This window comes from Natrinema sp. LJW11, assembly GCF_056135975.1.
Map to the genome: position 1 here is coordinate 619,808 of NZ_JBWBDM010000002.1, position 12,811 is coordinate 632,618.

A 12,811-nucleotide genomic window follows, 5' to 3' on the forward strand; every position below is an offset into this window, starting at 1 on the left:
AACCCCGAGGGGTAAAAGCTACCGGGTCTCCCGTCGGGCGACTACGCGACGACCGCGGCCGCCGCCTCGGTCGCGGCGTCGGCGATCGGGCCGAACGCCGGCAGGATGAGGACCGTGATCACTGCGGCGACGATGATCGCCGCGTAGAGCCCGGTCGGCTGGGCGAGGCGATCCCGATCGACGACCGGGTCCTCGATCCAGAGCGCCTTGACCAGCCGCGAGTAGTAGTACAGCGAGAGCGCGCTGTTGACGACGAGCGCGGCGGCCACGACGAGCAGGGCCGCGTTGTCCGCGGCCGCCTCGATCGTCGCGGTGTACAGGAGGTACTTGCTCCAGAAGCCGCCGAACAGCGGGATGCCCGCGAGGCTGAACATGAAGACCGCCATCGCGGCGCAGGCGAACGGCGCCTGCTTCGCGAGGCCGCTGTAGTCCTCGAAGGTGCGGCCGACGCCCCAGTACTCCGCCAGGCCGACGAACAGGAACGCGCCCGTGTTCATGAAGCCGTAGACCAGCAGGTGCATCATGGCCGCGCCCATGACACGTTCGCCGGCCCCGGTCGAGAGGGCCGCCAGCCCGATCAGCACGTAGCCGGCGTGCCCGATCGAGGAGTAGGCGAGCATCCGCTTGACGTTCTCCTGGGTCGCCGCCGCGAAGTTCCCGACCGTCATCGTGACGATCGCGAGAATGACGAACGCCCACGTCCAGTCGACGCCGATGACGGCGGTCGTCGCCTCGAGCGGGAACGCCGTCGTGAACACGCGGAAGGCGAGCACGAAGCCGGCGGCCTTCGAGGCCGAAGAGAGGAACGCGGAGATCGGTGCGGGCGCGCCCTCGTAGGCCTCGGGCGCCCAGAAGTGGAAGGGGACGCTCGCGGTCTTGAACGCGATCCCGCCGATCAACATGAGGATCCCGAGACCGAGTAATCCGCCCATCTCGCCGGCTCCGCCGAGGTTCGCCGCGATCGCCTCGAGTTGCAGCGAGCCGGTCGCGCCGTACACCAGCGAGACGCCGTAGACGAAGATCGCTGACGAGAGCGCCCCGATCAGGAAGTACTTCAGGCCCGCTTCGACGCTGCCGCGGTTGTCCTTCAGGATCGCGACGAGCGCGTACGACGGCAGGCTCGTCAGCTCGAGCGCGATGAAGATCGTCACCAGACTGTTCGACGCGGCCATCGTCGACATCCCGGTCGCCGCGAGGATGACCAGCGAGTAGTACTCGGCCTGGTAGGTGTGATCTCGCAGGTAATCGTAGCTCGCGACCGTGACGAGGGCCGTGACGACCGCGATGATGATCATGAAGTACAGCGCCAGCTGATCGACGACGAACTGGCCGTCCATGATATCGATGACGCCGTAGTTGTCGATGCCGGTCGCCCCGACGCCGGCGGCGGTGAACCAGACGGCGACGGCCAGCGACGACAGCGACCCGGCGACGGCGGTGCCGGCGAGCAGCGCGCGGTTCGTCGAGCGCGGGTTGATGCTGTCGAGCAGGAACAGGACGAGCGCCGTCCCCGCCAGGATCAGTGCCGGTGCGAGCGCCGTCCACTCGGGAAGTTCAAGGACCGCCATCAGAGATCACCTCCCTGGACGATCGGATCGATTGCGTCGGTTATCATGTCGAAGATCAGGTCGGGAGCGACGCCGAGGGCGATGATGAGTCCCAGCAGGACGACCATCGATGCGACGTCGTGGACCGGCGCGCGGCCGACCTCGTAGTCGGTCTCGAGTCGATACGGGCCGAACACCGTCCGCTGGAGGGCAAAGAGCAGGTAGCCCGCGACGATGACGATGCCGAACATCGCCAGCGACGTGAAAACGGCCGAGTACTCGAGCAGTTCGGAGCCGAAGGAGCCGAAGAAGATGAAGTACTCCGCGGCGAAGCCGCTCATCAGCGGCAGCCCCATGTAGCCGAAGGCGCCGGCGATGAGGATGCCGACCGCGATCGGCATCCGGTCGGCCATCCCGGACATGTCGGTGACCATCCGGGTGTGAGTCGCGTTGTAGATGACGCCGACGGCCATGAACATCAGCCCCGAGATCAGGCCGTGGGAAACCATCTGGAACGTCGCGCCGCCGACCCCGAACTGGGTGTACGCGACCAGTCCGAGGATGACGTAGCCCATCGACGAGACGGAGGAGTAGGCGACGATCCGTTTGAGGTCGGTCTGGGCGAGCGCCAGCATCGCGCCGTAGATGACGCTGATGACGGCGATCGCCGCGATCGGCACCGCGTAGGCCTCGACTTGCTCCGGGAACATCGTGAAGTTGAATCGGAGCAGGGCGTAGGTCCCCATCTTCAGCAGCACGCCGGCCAGCAGTATCGAGGCCGGCGTCGGCGCCTCCACGTGGGCGTCGGGCAGCCACGTGTGGAACGGGACGATCGGCACCTTCACCGCGAAGCCGAGGAACATCGCGACGAAGACGACCGATGCGAGGGCCGTCCCGCCGAGACCGAAGAGCCCTTCGGGACCGCCCTCGAGCATCGCCGTCGCGATTTCGGGCAGCGCGAAGGAGGTGACCGAGTCGCCGAGCCCGAAGACGAGCGCGATGAACGCGCCGAACATCACCAGCGACGCCACGTTCGTGTAGACGAAGAACTTGATCGCGGCGTACTTCCGGCGCGGGCCGCCCCAGATCCCGATCAGCAGGTACATCGGGATCAGGACCGCCTCCCAGAAGACGAACCAGAGGAAGAAGTCGAGCGCGGTGAAGACGCCGAGCAGCATCGCCTCGATGAAGAGGACGAGCCCGTAGAACTGGGACTCGCGCTCGTCGATCGGCGTCCACGAACTCACGATCGCCAGCGTACAGAGGATCGTCGTCAGGACCACCAGCGGCATGCTGATCCCGTCGACGCCGACGAACCACGAGATCGACCGCCCGCCGATCTCGAGCCACGCCGCCCGCGATTCGAACGCCAGTTCACCCTCGAGCAGGGCGTTCCCGCTGCCGTCGAACGCGGCGAACAGCCACAGGGACAGGGCCGCCGGCACGAGGCTGATGGCGAACGCAAGTTTGCCGGCGATGCGATTCGGCGCGACGAACGTCACCAGCGCGCCGATCAGTGCGACCGCGATCAGTGCTTCGATCATCATGCGAACCACCCTCCGAGATAGCCGAGGACGAGTAGTAAGCCGATGAACCCGCCCACCAACAGCGCCGCGTAGTTAGTCACGATACCCGTCTGGAGCCGCTTCATTCGATCGCTGCCGAACAGACTGATCGTCGAGGTCCCGTTGACGACCCCGTCGATGACGGTCTGATCGAACCGGTCGGCCGCTCGAGCCAGCGGCAGCGTGAACCCTTCGGCGAGCCAGACCTGGTACTCGTCCTGGTAGTAGTTGCTCTTGAGGACGCGGTACGCGCCGCCGATCTTTCGCGTGTGACGCGACGGGTCGGAGACGTTGTACAGCGTGTGTGCCGTGAACGCGCCCGCCAGCGCGAGGCCGAGCGACAGTCCGGCGCTCAACAGCATGGTGGTGGTCTCCGATCCGATGTAGCTCTCTTCGAAGGCCACCGTCTCGTGGTAGGCGTGGTAGGTCAGTCCCTCGACGTAGCCGTACTCGCCGTCGAGCCAGTGCTCGAGGAAGGTGATGTCGAGGTTCAGCAGGTTCGCGACGGGCGCGAGATTCGCGAAGCCGGCGACGGCCGCGAGCGTCCCGAGCGCGAGCAGCGGGACCTTGACGGCCCAGCCGACCGCGTGGGGCTCCTCGGCCGTCTCGGAGCGCGGCTCACCGTGGAAGGTCAGGAAGACCATTCGGAAGGTGTAGAAGCCGGTGAAGAAGACGGCGAGCAGTCCCATCGCGTAGGCCGCGAGGATGACCGGCTCCGCCAGGCCGACGGCCAGCGCGTCGAACAGCACCTCGTCTTTCGACCAGAAACCAGAGAAGGGAACGATCCCAGCGAGCGCGAGCGCGCCGGCGAGGAACGTGTAGTAGACGACGGGCGCTTCGTCCTTCAGCCCGCCCATCTCCCACATGTCCTGCTCGTGGTGCATAAGGATGATGACGGCACCGGCACCGAGGAACAGGAGCGCCTTGAAGAAGGCGTGGTTCATGAGGTGGAAGACGCCGGCAACGTAGCCGCCGACGCCCAGTCCGAGCATCATATAGCCGTACTGGCTGATGGTCGAGTATGCCAGCACCTGCTTGATGTCGTCTTTGACGACGGCCATCGTCGCGGCGAACAAGGCGGTGAAGCCGCCGACGAAGGCGATGATCGCCAGCGCGGTCGGAGACAGCGCGTAGTAACCGAACATGCGAGCGACCAGGTAGACGCCGGCCGCGACCATCGTCGCCGCGTGAATGAGTGCGGAGACGGTCGTCGGACCCTCCATGGCGTCGGGCAGCCAGGTGTGGAAGGGGAACTGCGCGGACTTGCCCAACACCCCGCCGAGCACGAGGAGTCCGGTGATCGTCACCCAGGTTTCGGCGTCGAAGCCGAAGAGAGTCGCGCCGTCGTCGATCGCCGTCTCGGCGGCGGTGACGAAGGACTCCTCGCCGGCGAACCCGACCGTGCCGAACGTCGCGGCGATGGCGACGACCCCGACCAGGAAGAAGTAATCACCGAAGCGGGTGACCAGGAACGCCTTCTTCGCGGCCGAGGGGGCCGATTCCGTGCGGAACCAGAACCCGATCAGCAGGTACGAGCAGAGCCCGACGAGTTCGAAGAACATGAACGCCATCAGCAGGTTGTCCGCGAAGACGAACGCGAGCATGCTGAAGGTAAAGAGGCCGAGTTCGGCGTAGTAGCGCCGGAGTCCGGTCTCCCCTTCGGCGTTCATATACCCGAGGCTGAAGACGTGAACGAGCAAGGCGACCAGCGAGACGATCACCAGCATAAGCGCCGAGAGCGGATCGATCAGAATGCCGAAGGTGAAAGCGATCCCCTCGGCACCGGTCGCGCTCGCGGCCGCGCCGGCCGTCCACTCGTAGAGCGTCGTGTGATGCGTCTCGCCGCCCGCCACGGCCGCGAACATGACGAGCGACACGACGAGCGAGCCCGCCGTCGCGATGATGCCCGCGAACGCGCCCTTCTTCGGCATGTACTTCCCGAAGACGAGCGTGACCGCGAAGGCCACGAGCGGGAACACTGCGATCGCCGGTGCGAATCCGAACGGTCCTGTTGCTGTTGCTGCCATCTTACCACCTCATCGTCGTCGGTACCGTGACGTCGACGTCACGGAAGTTGCGGTACAACACCAGGATGATCCCGAGTCCGACGGCCACTTCGGCGGCAGCGAGCGCCATCGTAAAGAGCGCGAACAACTGCCCCGTGAGGTTGCCGTGATAGAACGCGAACGCGATCAAATTGATATTCGCCGCGTTCAGCATGAGCTCGACGGACATCAGGAACAACAGTGCGTTTCGACGCGTCAGCACCCCGAAGAGACCGATGCAGAACACCGCCATCGACAGCAGCACGTAGTACTGCACGTCGACGGTCATCGATCCACACCTCCCGTCTCGGCTGACCCACCGTCAGCCCCGCCGTCGGTGACGGCCGGCTCCGGACCCGTCTCGTTGCTCGAGGCTTCGGCGGTGCTCGAGAGCGCGGCGACGGGTTCGCCCTCCGCTTCGCGCTTCGCGAGGACGAGCGAGGCGTCGAGCGCGGCGTCGAGTGCGATCGCCACGAGCAAGACGGCGGCGAGGAACGGTTCCGTGCCCCCGATTTGCTGCAGCGAGTCGAAACCGAACAGCGCGTAGCCGAGTTCGGCCGTGATCGAGACGTCGTCGGGGAAGCCGGCCCCCGCGGCCTGGGTCATCGGCTCGAAGGCCGTGTTCAGCGTGATGAGCGCCATCACGCCGAACAGCCCGACGGCGAGTAGCCCCGGAACCAGCGTCTTGCCGAGTCGAAGTTTCGGACCGGTCGTCATGCCTGTACCACCTCGTCTGCGTCGGCGTCGTCGCGCTCGGTCAGCATGACGGCGAACGTGATGAGAACGAGGACCCCGCCCACGTAGACGAGGACCTGCATCATGGCGACGAATTCGGCCGCCAGCATCACGTAGTGAACCGCCACGCTGAGCAACGCTACGCCAAGCAGGAGCGCCGAATGCCACGGGTCCTGCATGAGCACGACACCCACCGCGCTGGCCAGCGTCACGATGGCGAACAGCGCGAACGCGATCAGCTCGTAGTTCATGGTTGTTGATAGTGCCCGTTTGCGGGACGGGCGGACCCGTTACTGGTAGTCGACCTCCCCCTCACCCTCACCGACCCACGCGCCCCGGTCGGGTTCGCGGGCGGCGAGCGGGTCGATGTCCTTGTACCACGGTACCGCCTTCAACTGCTCTTTGTTGTAGACGAAATCGTGTTTCGTGTCCGCGGTGAACTCGAAGTTCTCCGTCAGCAGGATGGCGTCGACCGGGCAGACCTCCTCGCAGAGTCGGCAGTAGATACACTGCCCGATGTGGAGGTTGTACTGCTCGCCGTTTCGCTGGTCGTCCATCACGATCTGGATCGTATCGTTCGGACAGACGTTCTCACACTGGCGACACCAGATACACCGCTCCTGACTGAACTTATGAACGCCCCGAAATCGGGGCGAAACGTCGGGTGCGGTCTCCGGGTACTCCACCGTGAAGGTGGAACCGTCCAGTGCGTGTTTCATCGTCGTTGCCATCGATTTGAGTATCCCGATCATGCTATCAGTCCCACGATTACCGCGGTCAGGACGAGATTGGCGAAGGACAGGACCAGCAGCCCCTTCCAGCCGATCTCGATCAGTTGGTCGATCCGGACGCGCGGCACCGCCGAACGCAGCCACTGCGTCGCGAAGAACACCGCCCAGATCTTGATGAGGAACCAGACGATGCCCGGAAGAATCGGTCCGGCGGGTCCGCCGAGGAAGATCGTCGCGATGATCGCGCCGCCGAGGAAGATGTGGAGGAACTCCCCGAGGTAGATCAACACGAAGTAGACCGAGGAGTACTCGGTCTGGTAGCCGGCGACGATCTCGGTCGGTGCCTCCGGCGTGTCGAAGGGATTACGGCCGACTTCCGCGAAGTTCGCAATGAGGAACAGGACGAACGCGAAGGGGTTGACGAACGCGTACCACGTCGGGATCGAGATCCCGGCGATCTCTATCAGCGTCTCGTGTTGAGCCGCGACGATCTCGCCCATCTGTAAGGTGCCGGCGAAGATCACGACCGACATCCCGGTGACGACCAGCGGGATCTCGTAGGCGATGTTCTGTGCCACCGCGCGAAGCCCCCCGATCAGGGAGTACTTGTTCGCCGACGCGTAGCCGGCCATCACCAGTCCGAGGCTCGCGATCCCCGAGACCGCGAAGACGTACGCCAGCCCGACTTCGGGATCAGCGAGGTGGATCCCGCTGCCCATCGGGATAACGGCGAATCCCAGCAGCGCCGACGCCGCGACGACGATCGGCGCGAGATCGTAGGCCGGTCGATCCGCGTTCTCCGGGATGACCAGTTCCTTCGAGAGGAGCCGGACGGCGTCGGCGACGATGATGAAGATCCCGGCCGGTCCGAGTCGGTTGACGGCGATTCGGTCGGTGAAGGCGGCGGTGATCTTCCGTTTCGCCCACGGACCGGCGACGCCGGTCATCGCCAGCATCAGATTCCCGATGACGAAAGCCGCGATGAACGTCGCGAGCAACTCACCGCCGAGTCCGAACCCGTCCAGACCGGTCAGCTCGCCGATCCGTTCCGGGAGCAAGACGGTATCCTGCAACGGAGACGCAGCAACCGCACCGAACATCCTAGCGGTCCACCTCCCCGAGCACGATATCGAGGCTGCCAAGCGACGCGATCAGGTCCGGGACGTACTCGCCTTCGGACATCTCGGGCAGCGCCGACAGGTTGTGGAAGCACGGACTCCGGATTTTGAACCGACCGGGTTTGTCCGTCCCGTCCGACCGGATGTAGATCCCGAGTTCGCCCTTCGCTCCCTCGACGGCGCGGTAAATCTCCGTGTCCGGGTCGGGCTTCAGCGTCCGCGGGACGTTGCTCTGGACCGTCCGCTCGTCCTCGGGCCAGTCCTCGAGCAGGTCGAGACACTGCTCGATGATCTTCGCGGACTCCTCGACCTCCTGCATGCGCACGAGAACGCGGCTGAAGTTGTCGCAGCCGTCCTCGGTGACGACGTCCCACTCGAGGTTCTCGTAGTAGCCGTAGGGGTCGTCGCGACGGAGGTCGTAATCGATGCCGGAGCCGCGGGCGACCGGGCCCGTGCAGCCGTACTGTTTGGCGACCTCGGGCTCGAGGATCCCGGTGTCGTGACATCGGATCTGGAAGATCTCGTTGCCGGTCAGCAGGTCGTTGTACTCGTCGACCTTCGCGGGGAGCCCGTCGAGGAAGTCCCGCGTCTTCTCGACGAACTCCTCGCGGGGTTCCGGCAGGTCCCAGGCGACCCCGCCCAGCCGGAAGTAGTTGAACATGAGCCGCTGGCCGGTCAGGTCCTCCAAGATGTCCTGGACGACCTCGCGGTCGCGCATGCCGTACTGGAAGATGGCGGTGAAGTCGCCGTAGACGTCCAGCGCGAACGTGGCCAGCGCGAGCATGTGCGCGGCGATCCGGCACAGCTCGGCGCTCATCGTCCGGATGACCTGGGCGTACTCGGGGACCTCGATGTCCGCGAGGTCCTCGGCCGTGCGCGCGTAGGCCCACTCGTTGAGCAGGCCGGCCGAGACGTAGTCCCAGCGGTCCGGGTAGGGCATGATCTGGTGGCGATAGGTTCCCTGCTGGCACATCTGCTCCTCGCAGCGGTGCAGATAGCCGATGTCGGGGTCGACGTCGAGGACCGTCTCGCCGTCCAGCACCGTCTCGATGTGGAGCACGCCGTGGGTCGCCGGGTGGTGCGGGCCGATGTTGAGGAACATCGTGTCCGACTCGTCGTCGTGGTGGTCCGGCTGGACCGGGTTGGCGTGCTCCGAGAGGGTCACGAGCTGTGGTTTCTCCTGATCGTAGCCCCGCGAGAGCGGATGGCCCTGCCAGGTTTCGGGGAGGAGGATCCGACGCGGGTCGGGGTGACCCTCGTAGTCGATGCCGACGAGGTCGAAGGCTTCCCGCTCGTGCCAGTCGGCCGTCCGGAAGACCGGTTCGGCGGTCTGGCTAACCGGCTCGTCGGTGGTCGTCGGGACGACGATCGAGACCTCCTGGGTCGGATCGGCGTACTTCCGGAGGTGGTAGATCGACTCGTACCGGTCGACGTACTCCTGTGCCGTGAGATTTGCGAGGTGGTCGAAGCCGGCCTCGTCCCGGAGGTCCGTGAGGACGTCCTGAACGTCGTCCGGCCGGATGACGAACCCCGGCGCGTTCAGGTGGTCGTCGCGCGAGAGCGCACGATCGCCGATCAGCGCCGCGAGTTCGTCCTCGCTGACTTCCACTGACGGCCCTCGCTCGAGTCCCGTGCTCATGGCGAATCAGCCCAGTTGTATCGCATGACGAGGTCCTCCTCGTCGATGTCGTCGGCGAGCTTCTGAACGAGTTCGTCCTGGGGCAGGTCGCCGAACTCCTCGAGTTCGTAGGGCTTGACGACGACCGGAGTCGATTCGCCGTTGCGGATCCGCTCTTGTAGTTTGGCGATGCCGTAGACGAGCGCTTCCGGTCGCGGCGGGCAGCCGGGAACGTGAATGTCGATCGGGATGATCTCCTCGGCACCCTTGACGACGTTGTAGCCCTCCTGAAAGGGGCCGCCGGAGATCGTACACGAGCCCATGCCGACGACGAACTTGGGTTCGGGCATCTGATCGTAGACCCGCTTCATGCGGGGGCCGAACTTCGAGACGATCGTTCCGGGAACGATCATCACGTCGGCCTGTCGGGGCGAGGCGCGCGGAACGCCGGCTCCGAAGCGATCCAGATCGTGTTTGATCGCGTACGTGTGCATCATCTCGATGCTGCAACACGCGATCCCGAACTGGAGCATGAACATCGAGTTGCCCCGCACCCAGTTCATGAACTTGTCGAACTTCGTGAGGATGAACGGGGTCGACCCGAAGGCCTCGCGAAGCTTGGAGTTGAAGCGGTCGTCGGCACCCTCACCGATCCGCGAGTCGCGGGTGTCCGACGACGGTGCGGTGCTGTCGTAGATCTGCTGGCGTGGTTGTTCGCTACTCATTGTCTGTCAGTTTCCAGCTGGCGAGCTGTCTGTGCCCACTGTACTGCGCCGTTGCGCCACGCCCACGCGAGTCCGACGAGCAGGATGGCGACGAACAACAGCATCGGCCCGAGCGCACTGACGAGCGAGATTTCCTCCGCCGCGAGCGCATCCTGATAGGCGACCGCCCACGGAAACAGGAGGACGGTCTCGATATCGAAGATGACGAACAGAAGCGCAACCATGTAGTACTGAATATTGAACCGGATGCGCGTTCCGCCGGTCGGAATCTCGCCACTCTCGTAGGTGGCGCGTTTGCTCGTTTCGGGCACGGTGGGTCGCAGGAGATACGATACCGCCATCATCCCGAACGGTATCAACACCCCGACGAGTGCCAGCGCCCCGATGGCGATCCAATCATTCATCTCGGTAACGTTCGAGGGTTCAAACCGCACGCACATAAGGGTTGATTCTTCGTTTTCCGGGGAAACACGGGCCAGAAAGGGAGTTCAGCTCGAATAGACCCTCGTGAATAATCACCTTATACTATATATAGCTGTGTGGAGAGTGAACGGATCGGTAATCGGGTATTGCTCGAGGCCGAAATCGACCGCTACGCACCGCGTGTGGTGGTAATTTCTGCCACGCAGACGAGTAACTCGCCAGACCGGAAGCGCGACCGGGAGCTCCGATCGCAGTTTCGGAGACGCGCGGAGCAGAGACGCGCGGAACATCCTCCCTCCGTACTGGGCGACGTTACTGATCCCGATACCGGAGCTTACCGATCCCGGTCCCGGAACGCCGGCGTCCCGGAGTCGTGGAGTTCTCGAGAGACGGCGCCGACGCCCTCGCGCAGGTCCTCGCGGTACGCGACGAGTCGGTCGCGAACGTCGTCGTGCTGGCGGGCGAGGATCTGAGCGGCCGACAGCGCGGCGTTGAACGACTTGCCGGCGTCGACCGCGACCAGCGGCGCCCCCGTCGGCATGCCGATGACGCTGTCGACGGACTTCTCCTGGACCGGAACGCCGATGACCGGCAGCGGATACGCGATCGACGCGGTCATGTTCGGGAGGTCCGCGGATTTCCCGCCCGCACCGGCGATAATCACGTCGAGGCCGCGCTCTTCGGCCGTCTCCGCGTACGCCGTCATTAGGTCCGGCGTCCGGTGAGCCGAGGTCACGTAGGTCTCGAACGTGAACCGTTCGTCGGGCGCGCTCTCGTAGTCGGTCTGCTCGGCGAAGCCGAGTTCGTCGACGAACGCGTCGTAGGCACCCCGGCGTTTCCCGCCGGTCATCATCGTCTCGAGGTCGGAGTCGCTCCCCATCACGATGCCGACGTCAGGGGTCTCCTCGGACGGGCGATCCTGTTCGGCCTCGCGGTGCAGGCGCTCGATCAGTTCGCTGACGCTGTCGCTCATGACTGGTCGTGGTCGGGCGAGTGACTTGAAACAGTGGCAAACGGACCGAGCGACCGGGACGACGCAGGTAGCTGGCTACGTTCGGAACGTCACGCGCTCCTCGAGGTCGCGCGCGGCCTGCAATAGCGCTTCGACGTCGGCGTCCTCGGTCTCGCTCGAGACGGTGACGTGGCCCATCTTGCGCAGCGGTCGGGCTTGCCGCTTGCCGTACCAGTGGAGGTGCGCGGCGGGCGTCTCGAGGATGTCGTCGAGGTCCCCGAGCGCTGCGGGCTGCTCCTCGTCGACGTCAGCCAGTAGGTTCGTCAGAACGGTCGGCGAACGCAGCTCGGTCGACCCGAGCGGCCAACCCAGTACCGCCCGCACGTGCTGTTCGAACTGCGAGCTCTGGGCGCCCTCGATCGTCCAGTGGCCCGAGTTGTGCGGGCGCGGCGCGATCTCGTTGAGCAAAACGTTCCCCTCGCGCGTTTCAAACAGTTCGATCCCGTACACGCCCCGTCCGTCCATCACCTCGAGCACGTCGCGCGCGACCGAGTGAGCGCGCTCGGTGACGGCCCCGCTCGAGCGCGTCGGAACGACGGTCTCCCGAAGGATCTCGTCCTCGTGGATGTTTTCCCCGATCGGGAAGGTCGCGATTTCGTCCGCGCCCTCGACCGCGATAACGGACACCTCGCGCTCGAAGTCGACGAACGATTCGACCATCGCGGGGCCGGCGACCGACTCGAGGGCGTCCGCGGCGTCGGCTTTCGACTCGACGGGGACGTTACCGCGACCGTCGTAGCCCCCGGTGCGGGCCTTGAGCATCACCGGCGCGCCGTAGTCGTCGATCGCCTCGCGGACGTCGTCGGCGTCCTCGACCGCGCGGAACGGCGGCACCGGAACGCCGGCGTCCTCGAGTTCGCGCTTCTGGACGAGTTTGTCGTGAATGGTCTCGAGCGTCGACGGCTTCGGGTGAACGGGCGTGCCCGTCTCCTCGCTGACCCGTTCCATGACGTCCTGATCCGCGAGTTCGATTTCGAACGTGAGGACGTCGGCGCGCGCGGCGAGTTCGCGGATCCCCGCCTCGTCGTCGAACCCGGCGACGATCTGGTCGCGAGCCATCGGCGCGGCGGGGCAGTCCGGCGTCGGATCGAGCACGACCACCTCGACGCCCAGCGGCGCGGCCGCTTCGGCGAGCATCCGCCCGAGCTGTCCCCCGCCGACTACGCCGATCGTCGGTCCCGGCGTCCGTAACGTCGTCATGCGCGCCGATTCTCGTCCGCCGCGCTTAAGAATTCTCAAAATGGGCCGTCGCTCGAGAGACGGTGTAGCGGCTTCGTTTTCCTATAAAAACC

Annotated in this window: 13 protein-coding genes; all 13 read right to left on the bottom strand. The window is 65.3% G+C overall.

The genetic code is table 11. The features are described 5' to 3' along the window. Positions 1-41: 41 nt before the first annotated feature. Positions 42-1,568, bottom strand: coding sequence for an NADH-quinone oxidoreductase subunit N (locus tag AC0QDI_RS07710; RefSeq protein ID WP_474666841.1), 1,527 nt, complete (start codon positions 1,566-1,568; stop codon positions 42-44). After that, positions 1,568-3,094, bottom strand: coding sequence for a complex I subunit 4 family protein (locus AC0QDI_RS07715; protein ID WP_474666843.1), 1,527 nt, complete (start codon positions 3,092-3,094; stop codon positions 1,568-1,570). Before AC0QDI_RS07715 ends, AC0QDI_RS07710 begins: the two co-directional genes overlap by 1 nt. After that, positions 3,091-5,139, bottom strand: coding sequence for an NADH-quinone oxidoreductase subunit L (nuoL, locus tag AC0QDI_RS07720; protein ID WP_474666845.1), 2,049 nt, complete (start codon positions 5,137-5,139; stop codon positions 3,091-3,093). Before nuoL ends, AC0QDI_RS07715 begins: the two co-directional genes overlap by 4 nt. A 1-nt stretch (position 5,140) precedes the next feature. Then, on the bottom strand, positions 5,141-5,446 hold the full coding sequence (nuoK, locus tag AC0QDI_RS07725; RefSeq protein ID WP_006181260.1) for an NADH-quinone oxidoreductase subunit NuoK: 306 nt from the start codon (positions 5,444-5,446) through the stop codon (positions 5,141-5,143). Then, the gene (locus AC0QDI_RS07730; RefSeq protein ID WP_474666847.1) at positions 5,443-5,874 is read right to left on the bottom strand and encodes a hypothetical protein; all 432 of its coding nucleotides are present in this window, start codon (positions 5,872-5,874) and stop codon (positions 5,443-5,445) included. Before AC0QDI_RS07730 ends, nuoK begins: the two co-directional genes overlap by 4 nt. Beyond that, positions 5,871-6,143, bottom strand: a complete 273-nt coding sequence (locus AC0QDI_RS07735; RefSeq protein ID WP_273738785.1) for an NADH-quinone oxidoreductase subunit J — start codon at positions 6,141-6,143, stop codon at positions 5,871-5,873. Before AC0QDI_RS07735 ends, AC0QDI_RS07730 begins: the two co-directional genes overlap by 4 nt. 39 nt (positions 6,144-6,182) lie before the next feature. Continuing rightward, positions 6,183-6,644, bottom strand: coding sequence for a NuoI/complex I 23 kDa subunit family protein (locus AC0QDI_RS07740; protein ID WP_098724238.1), 462 nt, complete (start codon positions 6,642-6,644; stop codon positions 6,183-6,185). Then, on the bottom strand, positions 6,641-7,723 hold the full coding sequence (locus tag AC0QDI_RS07745) for a complex I subunit 1/NuoH family protein (RefSeq protein WP_474666849.1): 1,083 nt from the start codon (positions 7,721-7,723) through the stop codon (positions 6,641-6,643). The genes AC0QDI_RS07740 and AC0QDI_RS07745 overlap by 4 nt, the downstream gene beginning before the upstream one ends. Before the next feature lies 1 nt (position 7,724). Further along, positions 7,725-9,380 (bottom strand): NADH-quinone oxidoreductase subunit D, encoded by a 1,656-nt coding sequence (locus tag AC0QDI_RS07750; protein WP_474666851.1) that lies wholly within the window; start codon positions 9,378-9,380, stop codon positions 7,725-7,727. Further along, positions 9,377-10,084, bottom strand: coding sequence for an NADH-quinone oxidoreductase subunit B (locus tag AC0QDI_RS07755; RefSeq protein WP_273738782.1), 708 nt, complete (start codon positions 10,082-10,084; stop codon positions 9,377-9,379). Before AC0QDI_RS07755 ends, AC0QDI_RS07750 begins: the two co-directional genes overlap by 4 nt. Then, positions 10,081-10,488 (bottom strand): NADH-quinone oxidoreductase subunit A, encoded by a 408-nt coding sequence (locus AC0QDI_RS07760; protein ID WP_273738781.1) that lies wholly within the window; start codon positions 10,486-10,488, stop codon positions 10,081-10,083. The genes AC0QDI_RS07755 and AC0QDI_RS07760 overlap by 4 nt, the downstream gene beginning before the upstream one ends. Positions 10,489-10,841: 353 nt before the next feature. After that, positions 10,842-11,480: an AIR carboxylase family protein gene (locus AC0QDI_RS07765; RefSeq protein ID WP_474666853.1), complete on the bottom strand. Its 639-nt coding sequence runs from the start codon at positions 11,478-11,480 to the stop codon at positions 10,842-10,844. A 75-nt stretch (positions 11,481-11,555) separates the two neighbouring features. After that, complete coding sequence (locus AC0QDI_RS07770; RefSeq protein ID WP_474666855.1) at positions 11,556-12,719, bottom strand: 5-(carboxyamino)imidazole ribonucleotide synthase; 1,164 nt, start codon at positions 12,717-12,719, stop codon at positions 11,556-11,558. Positions 12,720-12,811: the final 92 nt, after the last annotated feature.